General features: G+C 25.5%; 20 protein-coding genes. 6 read left to right on the top strand and 14 right to left on the bottom strand.

Annotated features, from left to right (window positions below; all coding sequences use genetic code 4):
* The first annotated feature begins 2 nt into the window (after window positions 1–2).
* Genes dcm through ACXYRP_RS02660 form a run of 3 tightly spaced genes read left to right on the top strand, consistent with a single transcriptional unit; the run spans window position 3 to window position 2,086 of the window.
* On the top strand, window positions 3–1,091 hold the full coding sequence (gene dcm, locus ACXYRP_RS02670; protein ID WP_458598058.1) for a DNA (cytosine-5-)-methyltransferase: 1,089 nt from the start codon (window positions 3–5) through the stop codon (window positions 1,089–1,091).
* Between the two features lie 4 nt (window positions 1,092–1,095).
* Complete coding sequence (locus ACXYRP_RS02665; protein WP_458614839.1) at window positions 1,096–1,692, top strand: DNA cytosine methyltransferase; 597 nt, start codon at window positions 1,096–1,098, stop codon at window positions 1,690–1,692.
* Entirely contained in the window at window positions 1,661–2,086 is a 426-nt protein-coding gene (locus ACXYRP_RS02660; RefSeq protein WP_458615156.1) for a DNA cytosine methyltransferase, read from the top strand. The genes ACXYRP_RS02665 and ACXYRP_RS02660 overlap by 32 nt, the downstream gene beginning before the upstream one ends.
* A 1-nt stretch (window position 2,087) precedes the next feature.
* On the opposite strand, the gene ACXYRP_RS02655 is transcribed toward ACXYRP_RS02660, so the two are convergent.
* The 11 genes from ACXYRP_RS02655 to ACXYRP_RS02605 are packed head-to-tail and all read right to left on the bottom strand — an operon-like array spanning window position 2,088 to window position 11,175.
* Window positions 2,088–3,389, bottom strand: coding sequence for a hypothetical protein (locus tag ACXYRP_RS02655; protein ID WP_458598054.1), 1,302 nt, complete (start codon window positions 3,387–3,389; stop codon window positions 2,088–2,090).
* Window positions 3,362–3,697 carry a hypothetical protein gene (locus ACXYRP_RS02650; protein ID WP_458598052.1) on the bottom strand — a complete coding sequence of 112 codons (336 nt, stop codon included), beginning with the start codon at window positions 3,695–3,697 and terminating at the stop codon, window positions 3,362–3,364. The genes ACXYRP_RS02655 and ACXYRP_RS02650 overlap by 28 nt, the downstream gene beginning before the upstream one ends.
* Before the next feature lie 6 nt (window positions 3,698–3,703).
* Window positions 3,704–5,068 (bottom strand): M17 family metallopeptidase, encoded by a 1,365-nt coding sequence (locus ACXYRP_RS02645; RefSeq protein ID WP_458614224.1) that lies wholly within the window; start codon window positions 5,066–5,068, stop codon window positions 3,704–3,706.
* On the bottom strand, window positions 5,056–5,442 hold the full coding sequence (locus ACXYRP_RS02640) for a YigZ family protein (protein ID WP_458614225.1): 387 nt from the start codon (window positions 5,440–5,442) through the stop codon (window positions 5,056–5,058). Before ACXYRP_RS02640 ends, ACXYRP_RS02645 begins: the two co-directional genes overlap by 13 nt.
* Window positions 5,435–6,286, bottom strand: a complete 852-nt coding sequence (gene ylqF / locus ACXYRP_RS02635; RefSeq protein WP_458598046.1) for a ribosome biogenesis GTPase YlqF — start codon at window positions 6,284–6,286, stop codon at window positions 5,435–5,437. The genes ACXYRP_RS02640 and ylqF overlap by 8 nt, the downstream gene beginning before the upstream one ends.
* Window positions 6,273–6,560 carry a hypothetical protein gene (locus ACXYRP_RS02630; protein ID WP_435128783.1) on the bottom strand — a complete coding sequence of 96 codons (288 nt, stop codon included), beginning with the start codon at window positions 6,558–6,560 and terminating at the stop codon, window positions 6,273–6,275. Before ACXYRP_RS02630 ends, ylqF begins: the two co-directional genes overlap by 14 nt.
* Complete coding sequence (locus tag ACXYRP_RS02625; protein ID WP_458598043.1) at window positions 6,560–7,276, bottom strand: TrmH family RNA methyltransferase; 717 nt, start codon at window positions 7,274–7,276, stop codon at window positions 6,560–6,562. The genes ACXYRP_RS02630 and ACXYRP_RS02625 overlap by 1 nt, the downstream gene beginning before the upstream one ends.
* On the bottom strand, window positions 7,263–7,802 hold the full coding sequence (locus ACXYRP_RS02620; RefSeq protein ID WP_435128789.1) for a tRNA (cytidine(34)-2'-O)-methyltransferase: 540 nt from the start codon (window positions 7,800–7,802) through the stop codon (window positions 7,263–7,265). The genes ACXYRP_RS02625 and ACXYRP_RS02620 overlap by 14 nt, the downstream gene beginning before the upstream one ends.
* Window positions 7,803–7,810: 8 nt before the next feature.
* Window positions 7,811–9,667: a hypothetical protein gene (locus tag ACXYRP_RS02615; RefSeq protein WP_458615155.1), complete on the bottom strand. Its 1,857-nt coding sequence runs from the start codon at window positions 9,665–9,667 to the stop codon at window positions 7,811–7,813.
* Window positions 9,657–10,532, bottom strand: coding sequence for a DNA adenine methylase (locus ACXYRP_RS02610; RefSeq protein ID WP_458614227.1), 876 nt, complete (start codon window positions 10,530–10,532; stop codon window positions 9,657–9,659). The genes ACXYRP_RS02615 and ACXYRP_RS02610 overlap by 11 nt, the downstream gene beginning before the upstream one ends.
* Window positions 10,522–11,175, bottom strand: coding sequence for a DNA-methyltransferase (locus ACXYRP_RS02605; RefSeq protein WP_458615154.1), 654 nt, complete (start codon window positions 11,173–11,175; stop codon window positions 10,522–10,524). The genes ACXYRP_RS02610 and ACXYRP_RS02605 overlap by 11 nt, the downstream gene beginning before the upstream one ends.
* Before the next feature lie 224 nt (window positions 11,176–11,399).
* On the opposite strand from ACXYRP_RS02605, the gene ACXYRP_RS02600 reads away from it, so the two are divergent.
* The 3 genes from ACXYRP_RS02600 to ACXYRP_RS02590 are packed head-to-tail and all read left to right on the top strand — an operon-like array spanning window position 11,400 to window position 13,316.
* The gene (locus ACXYRP_RS02600; protein WP_458614228.1) at window positions 11,400–11,552 is read left to right on the top strand and encodes a hypothetical protein; all 153 of its coding nucleotides are present in this window, start codon (window positions 11,400–11,402) and stop codon (window positions 11,550–11,552) included.
* 11 nt (window positions 11,553–11,563) lie between these two features.
* The gene (locus tag ACXYRP_RS02595) at window positions 11,564–12,085 is read left to right on the top strand and encodes a hypothetical protein (RefSeq protein ID WP_458614229.1); all 522 of its coding nucleotides are present in this window, start codon (window positions 11,564–11,566) and stop codon (window positions 12,083–12,085) included.
* A 1-nt stretch (window position 12,086) separates the two neighbouring features.
* Window positions 12,087–13,316, top strand: a complete 1,230-nt coding sequence (locus ACXYRP_RS02590; protein WP_458615153.1) for an Eco57I restriction-modification methylase domain-containing protein — start codon at window positions 12,087–12,089, stop codon at window positions 13,314–13,316.
* 36 nt (window positions 13,317–13,352) lie between these two features.
* On the opposite strand, the gene ACXYRP_RS02585 is transcribed toward ACXYRP_RS02590, so the two are convergent.
* Genes ACXYRP_RS02585 through ACXYRP_RS02575 form a run of 3 tightly spaced genes read right to left on the bottom strand, consistent with a single transcriptional unit; the run spans window position 13,353 to window position 17,091 of the window.
* Window positions 13,353–15,170 (bottom strand): AAA family ATPase, encoded by a 1,818-nt coding sequence (locus ACXYRP_RS02585; protein ID WP_458598178.1) that lies wholly within the window; start codon window positions 15,168–15,170, stop codon window positions 13,353–13,355.
* Window positions 15,170–16,174 carry a hypothetical protein gene (locus ACXYRP_RS02580; protein ID WP_458607405.1) on the bottom strand — a complete coding sequence of 335 codons (1,005 nt, stop codon included), beginning with the start codon at window positions 16,172–16,174 and terminating at the stop codon, window positions 15,170–15,172. The genes ACXYRP_RS02585 and ACXYRP_RS02580 overlap by 1 nt, the downstream gene beginning before the upstream one ends.
* Window positions 16,174–17,091, bottom strand: a complete 918-nt coding sequence (locus ACXYRP_RS02575) for a hypothetical protein (protein ID WP_458615152.1) — start codon at window positions 17,089–17,091, stop codon at window positions 16,174–16,176. Before ACXYRP_RS02575 ends, ACXYRP_RS02580 begins: the two co-directional genes overlap by 1 nt.
* Window positions 17,092–17,827 lie beyond the last annotated feature (736 nt).

Below are 17,827 nucleotides of genomic sequence, written 5' to 3'. Positions count from 1 at the left end.
ATATGAAGCATAAAGATAAGACTTATAAAATTGCTAGTTTGTTCTCTGGCATAGGTGGTTTTGAAGTTGGTATTTTGAACTCTGAAATAAATGCAGAGTTTGTTTTTGCTTCAGAAATAGATAAATTTGCAACAAAGTCTTACCTATCAAATTTTATAGATGCTAATATTGTAGGAGATATTACAAAAATAAATGAAGAAGATGTCCCTAATCACGATATTTTAATTGCTGGTTTTCCTTGTCAATCTTTTAGTATTGCTGGAAAAAGACAAGGATTTAATACTAAAAGGGGAACTCTATTTTTTGAAGTAGTAAGAATAATCAAGAAAAAACTACCTAAAGTTATTTTGTTAGAAAATGTCGAGAATATAGTTTCGCACAATCACGGACAAACTATATTATCAATTCTAAAAATTCTTAACGAAATTGGATATACGATTGATTTTAGCATTTTAAATTCAGCAAATTTTCAAGTCCCACAGAATCGCAATAGAACTTACATTATTGGAATATTAGATTATAAAAGCCAAAAATATATAAATGATAAAAATAAAAAAGTTGATTTTATCAAGCAAGAACTAAACAAGAATAATAAGTTTAGAAGTTTTAATTTCTTTAAAAATATCAAGACATCTGATAAGTTTATAGTTTTATCAGATGTTCTAGAGAAAGATGTAGATGAAAAATATTTTATTAAATCAGAAAAATTAGATAAATTTTTAAATAGCCTAAGAATCGATTATTGTGATGTTTCCAAAGAACAAAAAATCATAAGACTTTTTCAACTGCCAAAGGATATTTATAATGATCATGAAAGACAAAGAAGAATACATCATCCAAATGGTATTTCACCTACATTATTAGCAAGATCAGATACAACAAAAATATTAATAAAGAAAAAAAATAAATATTATATTAGAAAACTTACACCTTCTGAAAACTTCTATGTACAAGGATTTAACAAACCTTTTGTTGATAACATAAAATCTATTAACATTAGTGATACACAACTTTATAAACAATCTGGAAATGCAGTTTCCCCACCTGTTATAACATCAATATTTAACCTTATAAAAGATATGATAAAATAATTTTATGGAGTTTAAATTTATTGATTTATTTGCTGGTATAGGTGGTTTTCGAATAGCACTAGAAAATGTAGGTGCAAAATGTGTGTTTTCATCAGAAATTGATAAATATGCTTCTGATACTTATCAAAATAATTTTGGCGAATTTCCTGCTGGTGATATATTTAAAATAAATTCTAATGATATACCGGAACACCAAATATTATGTGCCGGTTTTCCTTGTCAACCTTTTTCTACAGCAGGTAAGAGATTGGGCTTTGATGATGACAGAGGTATACTGTTTTTTCAAATTGCAAGGATTTTAAGGGATAAACAACCCATTTCTTTTATATTAGAAAATGTTCCTGGTTTAGTAAATCATGACAACGGTAATACACTAAAAGTAATACTAGAAACTCTTAATGAATTGGGGTATAATGTAAGTTGAAAGTTATTGAATGCAAAAGATTATAATATTCCGCAAAACCGAAACAGATGATATTGTGTCGGAATTCATAAAAGTATAAATATAGACACATTTGATTCTATATTTCCGAATAAACAGAAATTAAAAAACACACTCAAAGATATAATTGAAACTAAAAATACAAAAAAACATAAGTAAAATTGCAATAAACAACATAAATAAACATATAGAAGAATTTAAATTTAAAAACTCCACATTGAATGATGAACCAATAATAGCAAATAACATTCGTCCATCAAAAGTTTCTTTAAGTAGAAATGGTATCTCTCCTTGTTTAACTGCAAAAATGGGGACGGGGGGTAATAATGTTCCTGTTATATATAAATATATGAGAAAATTTTCTATTAGAGAGTTTTTAAAATTAATGGGTTTTCCTGATGGTTATATAATACGAGAAAACTATAATAGAAGTTATATGCAAATTGGGAATTCTATTGTAATTCCTGTAGTTGAATTAATAGCTAGAAATTTAATCTTAACTTTGCAAAGAAATATTCAAAAAAACTTATTTATAGATAAGACAAATAAATAAGTTAATGGGGTTTAAATATTATTGTGTAAATCCCTCTACTTCTTCCTGAACCATTATCTATTCTGTATGGATAAATATCTATAGGTAGCAACTTACTATCTATAAATGTGAAACTACTACAAAAAGGTTCCTCGAATCATCCCTTACCATAAAAAATTCCATCATATATTTTTTTATTATTCAAGATAATGTTATTAATTTCTTTCTTTGCTTCATTTTTTAACTTAACTAACTGATTCACATCGTTTATACTTTTAATATTATATCTTTTCAATATAAACAAATCAAATTCTGTTCTATCAACTATTAGATCGTTTAAAATTTTACTGTTTCTTTGTTTTTCTTTTTCGGTTGTGTAAAGCAGAAGTATAGTTGCATAAAAAGTAACATTTTCAATATAATCGGAAAATGTTTTTATAAAAGTCTTGATACTTAATTTTGAATATGTAAAATTTTTAGATGTTTTCATCTTAATTGATATACCAGAATTTTGGACTATTTTATAATCACTTACATATTTGAGATTCTTTTCGGTCAAGATATATTGATTTAATAACAAAAAGTCTCTATCTAATGTTTTTTGGGTTTCTATAATATAGCAATCACTCTTACATTTTACTTTTTTGTTGGCTAAATTTGAGTACTTATTCTCTACGATATTAATAATATAATATTCCTTATCATCACGAAGATTCAGATGAAATCTAAGAATTTTTCAATAGGAATTTTCTTTGTGATGATTCATATATTTTACAAAATTAAATTCTTCTATATCACCACCAAGTTTTCCAATACTGTTTTTTCGCTGCAACATTATATCCTGTATATCAGAAAGCATCGTTGAATACTTAAACTGTATTTGCCCTCTCTTTTTTGACCCAGCTATTGTTCCTTTCTTATATGCATTATAGGTTTGAAAAGACAAACGACCTATATTAAATGTACTAGTATATAAGGGATTATTAAGATTGTATTTTAAAATATCATCTCTACTCGCTCAATAACCTGACATAAAATTACCATGATACACATAATCTACCTGTGTGCTTGTTTTTCCTGTAAATAATGCTCTATTTATGAGCATTGATTTATTATTATCAAAAAACTTACATATAAGCAGATGTTTCTCAGGGAATAATTTCTTAAATTCCTTTGTTGTGAATCTTCCCTTAACATTTCCGTGTGAATCATATTCAATCTTTGATGAACCATCCAATGTTCCATCACCTCATATTAACAATTTAATGTCATTAACAGAAAAACCTGGAATAATTTTTAAAGAAGATGTTTGGATTCATTTCACAAAACTACCAACTGATTCTTGATGTATACTATTGCTGAACCTATTTTTGTGCTTATAGAAAATTTTCTGCTATCAATATATATAAATATATCAATTTTTGTATTTACTTTTTTACCAGATTGATTATCTTTTTCTTTTTCAGCGAGCCTAGCAAAAACTTTTGTATTTGAATCGCATTTTAAATTGTTATCCAGACAAATATCCTCTATAAAATGTTTAAATACAATACTAAGATCTTTTATTCTCTTACCATTTATTAATTCAACAATTAACGATTCATTTTTATACCCATGTGAATTATCAACCAAAATTCCCTACTTCTGCAACCTTAATATAGCTTCAACCAATGTTGCTACCAATTCTCCTTGTGGTATACCATTTTTATCTGCTGTTCCAGCAACATCACAATGAATAAAATCCACTCCTTTTGTAAACTCTTTTAGAAATAATGCAGCTTGATTTGAATCAGAACGAACCTTGCTTGATCAATTTGCTAGATCAGCAACTTTTGAACCTTTATTTCCTGTATCAAAGTCTTTGTGAAACGGCATTCTTCATACTTTTTCTTGTGCTTTTTTGGCTGATTCACTAAATACATCTCATTTTTTATCACATGTAGATCATATCCCGGTATAAACATTTGATAATGCTGTCAAAATTGTTCCAGTTAATGTTGCTACATCGATAATCGTAGTAGAATTTAATTTTTCAGCTGCATAAAAAATCCCATCAGCAAGCACTAAACGACCCTCTGCATCAGTATCAACAACTTCAACTCATTTACCAGCCATCGATTGATAAACATTTTCTGGTAGTGATGCATCGCCATCAAGTCTGTTGTCTGTAATACACATAACAGCATATGCATTAACCTTAGCTTTCAATTGAGCAAGTGCTTTCACAGCATATGCAACTATAACTGAACCTGACATATCATATTTCATTCCGTTCATATGATATCCTTTTGTATTAACTCCACCTGTATCAAATGTGATTCCTTTACCTACAACAGATGTGATTTCCCGGCTTTCTGGATTTGCTAAATATTTAACAATAACAACTCTTGGTTCGTGGGTGCTTCCTTGATTTACGGATAAAATAAGTCCCATATTTAGTTCTTGTATTTCTTTTTTAGTTAAAATTTTAACTTCTAAATTTTCTATTCCGCTAAAGTCACTTGCAATATGTGCGGCTAATTGCTCAGAATTTAGGAAGTTTTCTGGTGTAATTTGTAGATTTCGGACATCTGAAACTGCTTTAGCAACTATTTTGAAGTTATTAAATATTTCAAATGTTTTCTCATCTAAATCTACATCTAAAATCACGATGTTTTTTTCAACTTTTTCTTCTTGCTCATAGTGTTTTTGGAATAATTTTGCTTTTGCAAAATATATCCCAAAAACAAATAAACGAAGTAACTGTTCTTTGTTAAAAAGTGATGCAAATGCCTCTAAATCAATTTGATAATCAAAATTTAAATTGCTTGCAAAGTTTTTAATTCACTCTTTTAAAGAAAAAATATTTTGATCTTCTTTCTTAATATATACATATGCTTCTTTTGTAGCGTGATTGTTAGTTACACAAAACTCTTTCTCACCTACATAATCAGGAAAATCCATTCCTTCGAATGCTGGTTTTAACAATAAAGAATCATCTCTTTGTTTGGTTAATTTAATCATTTTTTCTCCTTAAATTTATCTATTGCTAATAAGCTTGCTTGTCTATAGGCTCTAATTAAACCACCCACACCTAATTTTATACCACCAAAATATCTTACAACAACAACTAAAATATTTTCAAGCTTCATAAGCTGTAACAGTTGATAAATAGGTTTTCCAGCAGTATTTTTTGGTTCTCCATCATCGTTATAACCTGCTGATTGAACACCGTTTTGCGAAGTTATATAAGCATATACTGTATGACGAGCTTTTTTGTGTTGGTTTTTAACAAAATCTAAATATTCTGGTATTTGTCTTTTAGATTTTATCGAAAATACATATCCTATAAATTCAGATTTTTTTATAAAATATGATTCTTTGACAAAATTAATCAAATGTAACACCTTTTAATTTTTTTACCCATTGTACAAAATGATTTTGTGCTTTTGGTAAATCAATTTTACCTTTTTCTTTATAGATATTAAATTTTTGAGCATAATCATAAAACAGATTATAAATTTTGCTAACATCTTCTTGTGGTTGCATACCTATTTCGATTAATTTTTGTGGATAATATTTAGATAATAGTGCTCATATTTTGTTAGCAACGCTCGCTATGGGGAAATTTTCTAATTTTATTGAACCTATAGTGAGTAATTTAACAGCTGTTTCTTGATCATTAAACCTTGGTAATAATATCCCTGGTGTATCTAAAAACAAAAATTCATTATTTACTACTCATTTTTGTTCTCTGGTAACTCCAGGGAAATTAGCAACTTTTAATGTCGCTTTTGATGAAACTAAATTAATCAATGTACTCTTTCCACAATTAGGTATTCCTACAACAAAAGACTTAATTTTTGTTTGAATAATTCCTTTGGTTTTATCTTTTGCCATCCGTTCCTTGTTCATCTGTTTTAGTTTATTTAAAATTATATTTTTTGATCTCTTATTCCTCAAATTAAGTCATAAAAGTTGTTCATTGGCAAATCTTTTTTGTATTTGTTGTTTTTTGCTTACATCCATTAAGTCGCTTTTTGTGATAATAAAAAGTCTTGGTTTTTGTGGTGAAATTTGATCAAAATCTTCATTATATGAACTTATTGGACATCTTGCATCTAAAACCACAATAAATATATCTGCCAATTTTGAATTTTCTTTTATTTGTCTAAAACCCTTTGCCATATGTCCAGGATATCATTGGATTAGTTGTTCAAATTCATTTTTATTTTCGATCATTTTCGTCCTTTTTATATAAACTCAGCTTATTTGTTAGTCTGTTCTTTTCATAATCACTTTCGCTTAATTGCTTTTGTAGTTTTTTTATTTCATCATTTAATGTATTTATTTCTTGATCTTTTTGCTCTATTTTACTGCTTGCAATTAATAGTTCGTCAATAATTTCTGAAAAAATTTTATTTACTTGTTCAGGACTATATCCTTCTAAGGTGATATTCACGGTTGAACCATCAATTTTTTCATAAATTTTTTTTAATATATCATTTATTTTCATTATCCGTTCCTTACTTTATTCATTATTATTGCTGCTGCAGTTGCAACATTTAAACTTTCAAAAGAAATCGGTATATAAATATTGTGATTTGATAATTTCAGAATTTCATTTGAAATACCTTGCCCTTCGTTACCAAAAACTATTATGATGTTTTTCTCTCTAAAATTAACATTATTTAGTGACACTGCTTTGTTATTTAATGCTGTAGTATAGATAAAAAAGTTATTTTTTATGCTTATTAAATATTGATACAAATTATTTGTAGTGATAACATTAACATCAAATATTGCACCCTGACTTGAACGAATTACTTTATCCGAATATACATCTAGATTTTCAACAATAACTGTATCAAAATCAAATGACTTAGCGAGTCTTATTATTGTTCCTACATTTCCAGGGTCTTGTAAGTTATTTAATGCCACTATTTTATTTGATCTTTGATTTTTAAGTTTACTTTTATCACATAATGCAAGGCATTTTGATGGGGATTTTGTTTCTGATAAATATTCTATTAAGGATTCGGATATTAATGTAGATTTGGGATAAAGTTGTTGTGATGGTGTTTCAAATATTTCAATTACTATATCTTTTTTTAATGCTTCCTCTATTAAATGTTGTCCATATATAAGAAATTTCTGTTCTTTCTCACGATACTTTTTTAACTGTAATTTCTTTAAGAACTTGATTTTCTCGTTTGCCCTACTTGTTAACATCTTGAAATTGTAATAAAAAATCCTTTCCCTTTTCTACTTCGTATCTTGATAAATTTTGAAAATTAAGTTGTCGCATTACTTCAAAACCTAAAATACAAACACTATTTGCTAAATTTATCGAACGCATTGCTGAAACCATCGGAATACGTATGCAGTCATCTAAATGGGATGCTAAAATATGTTTATCAATGCCTGTCGATTCTCTTCCAAACATTAATCAAACTTCATTTTCTTCATCATAAACTCTTTTATAATCAATGTCTGTATAACTTTTTAAACCATATCTAGTTACATAAAAAATTTTTTTATCTGTGTATTTTTTAGCAAAATCTTTATAGCTAAAATGAACTTCATGAGGTATATCAGAAAGCATTCTACCAGCACCATAACGTCTGAGTCATTTTGGGTGCAAATCAAAGGATATCGGCTTAATAATATGCAATTTAGCCCCGATAGCATAACAAGTTCTGATAATATTTCCTGTATTAGGACATATTTCCGGTTGGTATAAAACAATATTTAACATTTTTCTCCTTATTTTGTAATTGCTTCTATAAACATTAATTCTGTTACATTATCATCATTAAAATTATCATTATTAACAATTTGTTCTTTAATAAGATTATTAGTTTTTTCTATATTTTCTAAAAGTTCTATTATATGGTCAGTGAAATTATTAACGTTTTGAAAATATTCTTGAATTAATATTGGTTTTATAGTAATCATTTTGGATGTATTTACCCATAAATTTGTATTATTTTCTTTTATTAAATCTTTACTTTCATCGAAAGCAAAATATAAATATTGCAAAAAACTCTTGAAAATTGTTTCGCTAAATAATAATACTATTGTTTTAACTTTATTATTTTTCCATATTTCAAATGCATGTCGTTTATTAGGTTCAATTTCATTTTTTATTAATTGACTTTTGTTATTTAAAATTGTAGTTTCTACAATAATATTTAGTTCTTTTGAAACAAAAGATGCATCTGGTTGTCCACCAGGTGCTGTCATTTTAGGATATAGATTATAATCTAGTAATGTGTTAGCAAAGTCTTGAAATTCTGGAAAATTAACATATCAATATTTTTCTTTTGTTATATATCAAACATATAAATTAATAAAATATTCAGTTAAAATTGCTCGAGAAATACCATTTAAATGTTCTCATTTTTCTTTAGATTGGTCTAATTTTATCTTATGTAGATAAGTATTTATATTTATACCATTTTTAATAAAGCTAACTACTTCTTCTAAATCAAAAGGTGGTATAAGTGCTTTTTGATATTTTTGAATATTTGTTTGATTAATATAGTTTTTAAATATTTTTAAAATTTGTTCAACAAAGTTTTCTAGCGATGTTGTAGTCAAATTATTTAAAAGTATTTGTTTATCTTCAAGAATAAGAAATTTAAAAAAATTTCTTATCTCATCATTTCTAAAAGTTAAATATTTTTCGTTATTATTATAATCTATTGTAAAAATTTCAAGGTTTTCTAATCAATATAAAGTTAGGTTTAAATATTCCTCCTTTGCTGTTAATATATCAGAATAATAACTAACTTGTTCATTAAATTCATTAAAAGGTATATTCTTAAAAAAATCAATAATTTGTTTTTGATTTTGAACTTTTCATTCAAGATGCAATCTTTTTTTTACTATTAAAGTTAAAATTTTTATAATTTTTTCTGAGTTTTTTAATGAAAAAATTCTCTCAAAATTAATTTCTCATTCTTTATCATAATTTTTATCTTTAATTTTTTCACTTAAAATATTATAAAATTTTCAATTTTTTATCTTCTTTCTAAAATTAAATTCCTTTCATTTTTCACTTTGATGTTCTTCAATAGCAAAATGTAAATTTATTAAGTCATATTTAGACATAAATTTTTCTTTGCATAATGAAGTAAAGAGTTCTTGAAATGGGTATTTACTTTGAAATTTATCATTTATATCCTTTGTATTAAATTTTAAAAATAAGCAGATTCAAATAAAGGTGTCTGATGAAATACCAAAATATTGTCCAAATAAATCTAATAATCTAAAAATTTCGCTATCTTCATTAGCTCCCCTAAGAATATTGTAAAAAAAACTACCATCCCGATTTTTCAAAAGTGTTATATTTTTTTCTTTTTTTTCATTCTTTTTTATTAAGCTAAAGTTTCTTAAAGTCTTAAACAGTAAATTTATATCTTTTTCTAAATAACTTGTATTTTTTTGTTTAAATCCTTCTTTTACACAAACATTTCAAAAGTTTTGATATTCGCCTAATAAATCAGAAATTATATTTTGTTTATATATATAATCTATGACAAAATTATACAAAGCAATTTGATTATTTTTTCTCCAGGATGTATCACCTATCTTTCATAATTTGACATTATGCTTCATAATTTTTTACTAATATCTCCGTTGTATTTTTTGAGGTTCTTTGATAATTGCTACTTTTATAATTTGTGGGAACTTCTTTTATAACAAAATTTTTATTTTTTTCTAAAAATTCTTTTAATATATTATTTTCAACATCTCCATTTTTTATAAAGTTAGATAAAATAAATTTATATTTTTTATCATTTAATTTTTGCAAGATTTTTATCAACCTTTTTTCATCATCAATGCTTCAATTATTATTATATGTAGCATTTGAAATAAGGTATGGGGGATCAAAATAAAATATAATTTGATCTGTTTTATACTTTGAAATTAAATCAAGCACTAAATCTTCAAAATCTAAATTATATGTTTGAATTAATTTAGTTTTGGATAATTCTATAAATTTTATTAAATTACTTCTTCTATATTTGGTATAACCACTTTTTCCTATTGGAACATTAAAAAAACCTTTTTTATTGAAGCGCAATTCTGAATTAAAACTAAAAAATACTAATATTATTAATAATATTATATCCTTAGTTTCATTATAGTCATTTCTTATAACTAAATACTTCTCTTTATTTTCTTTATAATTTTTTTTATAACTTAGTTGATATTCTTCTAGTTTTTCGTTGATTTTTTTGTCTATTATGTCAAATTCTGTATATAAAAAAGATGTTAATATTTCAAAAAGTGCTTTATCATATTCATTATAAATAACATTTTTAAATGGGCTATTTATACCAACATTAAAACTACCACCAAAAACATCAACAAATTTCGTACTTGCCTGCATACTAGGTAAATTAGTAAAAATAATGTCTAAAATACGATATTTATTACCTAAATGATTAAGCGGAGAACGTATATGTTTATTTTGCATTTTTTAATATTCTTTTCTGTGATTTTTTAAAATAGTCATCGCTTATTTCACTACCAATAAAATTTCTTCCTAATTTTATTGCTGCTATTGCTGTGCTTCCACTACCCATAAAAGGATCAAGAATCAAATCACCTTTATTCGTATGTGTTTTAATTAATTCCATAATTAGTTTTTCTGGTTTTTGAGTCGGATGAATCCTTACGATTTTAGAATTTTCAACTGCAAAATTATATTCAGGTTTTTTATATGGATAATCTTTGTTATTATCAAAATTAAAAATTCATTTTTTTCCAGGTTTAACAGCTCAAATAATAAATTCAAAGTCTGTTATATACCTTCTATTAATATTTCGAGGCATCGGATTAGGTTTAATTCAACGAATTAAATCCTTAACAATTAAACCGCTTTGATTTAGTGCTTCAGCAATTGCTCCAAGGTTTTTTCAATCATTAAATATCAAAATACTACCACCAGGTTTTAAAAGCACTTTAACTTCTTTAATTCAGTGTGTTTGATCAAAATCTTTATCTCAATTACCAAAGTCAATTCCTTGTCGATTAATAGTATGAAAATTATTTTTACGACTTATATTATAAGGTGGATCTGCAATAATGCAGTCAACACTAATATGATTTTGTTTCATTTGCTTGAACAAATTGATACAGTCTAGGTGGTAAATTTTATTAATTTGCATTTTATTTCCTTTTATTAAAATTTTATCATATTGGATGTAAAACTTCCTGAATTCTTTATGTTTGTCTCGTTTAATATTGTAATTTATTTTTAGTCACAAGGTAATTCACAACCAAAATTTTTATCAGTTATTTTAAAAATTTATAATAGAATATTATATATTAAGGATAATCAATGAGAGATATTGAGCAACTAAAACAACTTTGTAATAAAATAGATGAATCAACATATGAATCAAAAATTGGTGTTGATTATATAAATGCATTGAAAAATTTGTTTTCTTTGAAAACAAAAATGACACCCCGTTTTTATATCAAGATGTCATAACTCAACCTAAATTGTCAGATTTCAAGTTTGAAGGAATTAAAGATTTTCAATTTATTTGTAAATTAAAAGCAAAACCGTTAATAATTAAGGATGACAAACGATATAATAAAAAAATAGTAGCTTTTGATTTTCATAATGAAAAAGCAAAAGAAATTTTCGAAAACGAAGTGGGTGTTGTTTATATGATAACAGCATATATAGATAATAATGAATATATTATTAAGTTTGGTCAAACTAGAACACCATTTATATATAGATTGCAATCTTATAATTGTGGTACTGTTGTTAACTGAAGAACTGCATCTACAGCTAATATAAAGATTTTACAATCCTTTGTAAGCACAAGGTTAGAATTCAAATTATATCTATATCAACCTCAAAAACCACTGCATGTAGAATATTATGGTGAATTCGCTTTTGTTGCTTCTCCTGCAAGCATTTTCGTAGAAGATAGGTTATTAAACATATATTTAAATCAATTTCATCAAAAACCAATAGCAAATATTCAATCCAAAATGACTAGAAAGAAATAGTATGAAAAAAAATAATATTAATAATACAGAGGTAAACAATCAATTTGAATACCAGAAAATAAAAGAGTTCTTAAATAAACTAAATGAAGATCAAAATCATATGAAATCTCGGGATGATATATGTACTCCAATGGAATGTGTTGAAAAAATGATAAATTATATCCCAAATGAGTTATGAAGCAGGAAAGACTTAAAAATTCTTGATCCGTGCTCTGGAAATGGTAATTTTGGTGCATATTGTGCTACAAAAACACAACTTAATAATATTTATTTTAATGAAATAAGCGAGTTAAGAGTTGATAATTGCAAGGAATTATTGAATCCACCACATCTAAGATGTGGTGATGCTTTTGATTTAAATGATGAATTTAATATAAAATATGATTTAATATTAGCAAATCCACCATATTCAGGTGGCGGAAACAAAAATAGAAGTTTATCAAATAAATTTATTGAATATTCTATTGATTTATTAAAGGATAATGGATATTTATGTTTTATAACTCCGAACAATTGAATGTCTTTCAACAACCATAATACTACATTGAAAAAACTTCTTAAAAATGGGAGTTTTATTGTGATTGACAATGATGTAAAAAGATATTTTAATAAAGTCGGTTCTTCTTTTTGTGTTTTTGTATGACAAAAAGGTATTTTTGATCATAAAACCACCATATATAATAGTTTTCTTAAAAAAGACATTCAAGAAAATGTAGTAATTTATCCAAGTTTACCATTTATACCTTTATACATATCACAAGAAACATTAGATTTAGTTCAATTATTAATCAATAATGACCCTACAGGATTTAAATATCGCTGTGATTTACACAACTTTACTAAAAGTATATTGCTTAGTGATAACCAAGATCAAGAATTTAAATATCCGACAATTCATACTATTAAACAAATAAGATATGCAAAAATTAAACAAGATATCTTTGATAAATATCTTATTATAGTTCCGCTTTCTACTTATTTCCTTCCTTTTATAACTACAAATTTTAATGTTACACAATCTGTGGGTTTTTATCAATTTGATGATAAAAAAGAAGCAGAATATTTTTTAAAAATTCTAAAGCAAGATATATATAAAGTTTTGGTACATATTAGCAGATTTGGTAATTTCAATAATATAAAAGTTCTTAAACATCTCAAATATAATATTAATACTTTTGATCATAAAATAACTTCTAAAGTTGCTCAATTAGTCAAATTAATAAAATATTAAAAACTTTTTTAACTGTGACACAGTTAAAAAATAAATTTATTCCAAATTTAAAAAGATTTCACCTTCTTTATACTCTATATTTAATGTTGTTTGTTTGCTTGTTCGAATGTTTGTAAAGTTTTCAAAAATAAAATCGCTAACTTTATCAATTAAAATTTCATCTAAACCTGTAATAATTCCACGTGCCCCTAATTTTTTATCAATTTTTGTTTTTGTTTTGGTTAACAAACCATTTATTACATTTTCATAGTCTGCTATTCTCATTTCTAACTCATATAATGACTTCAATTGTTTTTGTAGTTTAACAAGGTTAATTTTAATTATTTGTTTTATGATATTATCATCAGTTATAAAGTTAAATGCTATGATATTTCTATGGCCGATACGATTTAATAATTCTGGTCTTTGTAGTTGATTATTAAAATAATTTACAACTTCTTTTCTAAAATTCTTTTCAACATTTATAACTGAATCATCTGGAGATACTTTATTTGCGCCAATGTTGGACGTAAAAATAATAAAAGTTTCCGAGAAGTCTATTAACTCTCCCTTAGAAGATGTCAATCTACCATCTTCTAAGATTTGTAAGAATTTATCTAGTATTTTCGGGTGTGCTTTTTCAATTTCATCGAAAAGTAAAATAGAAAATGGATTTTCCTTCACTTTATTAGTTAACTCTCCACCTGAATCATATCCTACATATCCTGGTGGAGCACCAATTAATCTTTGATCAGAATGTTCATGATTATATTCTGACATATCAAAACGAAGCAATTTATTTTCATCGTGAAAAACAAATTCTGCTAATGCTTTTGATATTTCGGTTTTACCTGTCCCTGTGGGTCCGGCAAAAAATAAAATTCCTTTTGGTTTGGATAACTTTTGCGATTGCAAGATACCATTTAAACCAATAAATGATGAAATTAATGTTTGCTTTATTTTAGCAATTGCTCCATCTTGACCTAATACTCTTTTTCTTATCTCAATTTCAAAGTTTTTGAGGTTTACAGGATTAATTTTCTGTCACTCTGATTCTTTTTTATTATAATGAATAAGGTTATATTTTTCAGTATATGTGAATTTATTACTTCCTGTTCATCAAACTCGACCAATTTGCATTATTTCACGGCATGTTTTTTGTGATGTTAATCCTACTGCCTGCGAGTGCTCTTTGCTTTTTATTTCTTGTAATTTACTTACATCAGAAACAATGAAATTTTCAGATGTGTTTTCTATTATATATGATCGCTCGTATTGATTTGGTTTATTGATGTGAACTACTGCAGCCTCAGGATTATCCTTAACTAATTCACTAAAGATATTTTGCTCATTTTTTGCTATAAAAATCACTTTATTTTGTTTATTAATATCTGCATTATTAATCAGTTTTTCAGATTTAATGTTAGTTAAAATAACTGATAATATTCCACTAATAACTTCAATTAACTCAGGCGAATTCGTTGCTGTATTAGAAATTAATATATCTGAAAAATCAATAATATATACATTTGGATTCGCTTTTTTAGAAACTTTGTTCTTGTTAAATTCAACAATGCTTTCAAGCAATCTTCTCATATATGTCAACAAATCGATACTGTTTTCTTCTTCATCTGTTTCATATTCAGAAGTGATAACTTCTGGATATAATTGGAATTCACCATATCCAGGACTAAATTTAGTTATCCTTAGATAACCTAACGATTCAAACAAATTAATTATATGTTGATCTAAATTATGTTCTTTTTTATTATCATGTTCATCTTTATAATAATATGTATCATATACATTCCCTGAGATAACTACAAGATTCTTTTCTTGCAGTTTAATTGCTAATTTCTTTAAAGAATTATACATTATTTTACTCCAGATTTTATGGTTTGCTGCATTGCTTTTAATAATGGTTTTGCATTGATAATATTACGAAGTATTTTAATATCTTTGTATAAATATCCTTTTTTAGAGACTGCTTGCTGAATCTTTTCTGATAATGTAACACACATATGTTTCTCATAATCCCCTATATCATATTGTACACTGTCATCTAGATTGAAAATAATTTTAAATCTATTATCTTTATTATTTTTAAAATTTAGAACATATGCAAATGAAACTCGCAATTCACCTTTGTCATCAGTAATTGTAATAACATCTGGTGTACCTTTTAAATGATACCCGTTTTCTTTTAAAACTTCTTTATAGGTATTTATTTTTCTTTGGGTTAAATTATTACGATAATTTAACTCTTGTATTACTGCTAATAAATCACTTATTTCTTGCGGAGAAGTCTTTGTATCTAGCTCATCAAGTAATTTGAATTTTATCTTTATATCTAATGTAGATTCTTCAATTAAGTTCTCAATATGTCTTTTAGTTTTATCCAATGTTTGCTTAGTAATCTCTTTATTTCTTATCTGAGAAATTTTGGCTTGCAGTGCATTCGTTGTAATAACTGTACCAGTTTCTTTTAGTTCTTCTATAGCGATGTTTGCAATATAACCTTCTTTTAAAATTAGTCGATTTATTTCACTTTCATCTTGTTTAATTTGAGCAAAAATATCATCGATATAGTTTAAATTTAATTTAAGATTTTCTAGTTGTTTAAAAATTCTGTGTTTTTGGTATTGAAATTCTGTTTCTCTAGCAGTAACTTGATTTTCATATATTTGTCTTGTCTCGGAAAACGACTCGAGCGTATTTAAACTTGCAGCTACTGATTCTAAAATTTCTTTACATTGTTCTTGAAATAATTCAGATGAAGCATTGTTATAAAGTTCTGTAACTTCATCATTAATTTTATTTAACTCTTGTTTTTCTGCATCAATGCAGATGCTATGAGTAATTACTGCAGCATGTGACATTATTTTTCTCCTTTTTTACTGTTATCAAATTCTGATTCAAATCTTAACAATTGCTTCTCTTTTGTTAAATTAAAACTAAAATTTTCTTTTTCTTTGTTATGTATTTGCTCAGAAGTTCATTCATATGTTTTGGAAAAATTAGGATATCCTTTTTCTTTTAATAATTTAGAAACATTTTTTGTTGAATTTACTAAGGTTTCTAAACTTTGTCTTAGTTTTGCTGTTCTGCCTAAAAATGTTTCTTCAGACATTGTTGGAGCATCTTTTAGATAAATTTTAATTTTATTTATATTATTTGATATATATGGACTTTTTAAAGGACTGTAATTTATTGCAGTTAATTTATTTAATTGTGATTCTAATTCGCTCTTTGTCATTGATTTGTATTTTAGTAGCAATAAATTAAGAATCTCAAATGCTTTTTTAATATTTATTTCAGGTATTCAGTTGTCAAAATACACTTCGCCATTATCATAAAACCAAGGAAATGTCTCATAGAAAATGTTTAGCAATGTTGAATTTGTTATATCATATTTATATTTTGATGATACTAATTTTATAAATTCACCGTTATCTATATTCTTATAAATGTTATTTTTTTGCTTCTTTAAATATTTAATTAATTCATCATATTCAATTAATTTTTCTGTGTATAAATACATTAATTTATTTATATCTGTTATTTTATGATTTAATATTTGTTCTTTATTTTTAACAAAGAAATTATAAAAATAATTAACTGTGAAATTATAATCAATAATTTCCATAACATATTCCAGAACCTTAGCATCTTTTATCTGATGATTTATATCCTGTGTGTTTTCTTTTGAAAACTCACTTTTAATCCAATGTTTTAAATCTATTTCTTCTTTATATAACTGATAGGTATTAACAAAGTCAGTTTTTGGATTTCCCAAATTGTTATTAAGGTAATATTGCAGTTTTATTGGTGCTTTAAAGACTTGTCAATGCTTATTTTCAGCATATATAATTTTAATTGAAATGGGTCAGATTCAACTCTTTTGTTCATTACATTTATCTATCAAGTTTTGATTTTCTTCTAATGAATATTTTAGATCTTCTTTATCCTTTTGATAAAAATTCCCTTGAAAATCACTCCCATCAAAAACTTCATTAAATTTTTCTTGAAGTTTTTGTCTAAGTATATATGAAAATGAAGGAATATATTGATTATATGAATATATAAAATTTGTCTTGTTTCATTTAATTTTGTTATTATCTACTTCAAATTCACAATTTTCTTCTATAAGAACATTAACTTTCTCTAATTGATGTGAAATAAAGACATAATCCTTATTATCATCATATCCACCTGATTTATATTCTTTCCATTGCGAAACATTATCATCGTTTGTTTTTATATTTTCGCGCAGTTTAATTATGTTATTTAAATCATTTGAATCAGAAAAGTTAGGTTTTCAATTAATATCTGTTTTCTTTACAGCTATTCTGCGTTCTTTATTTATTAAATTAACATAAATTATATTTTTTACTATCTTTTCTTGTTCTTCAAGTGTTTTATACTCATCATTATCAAAATATTCTAATATTTTTTTATTTATTTTAATAGAATGAAATAAACAAGGACATAAAAATTAACAGAAAATTAACATTGTATCATCTCTGCATATT

The sequence above is a fragment of the Mycoplasma sp. 5912 genome, assembly GCF_054353835.1.
The sequence above is the reverse complement of the archived record's forward strand: the minus strand, read 5'-3'. Positions and strand labels throughout refer to the sequence as shown.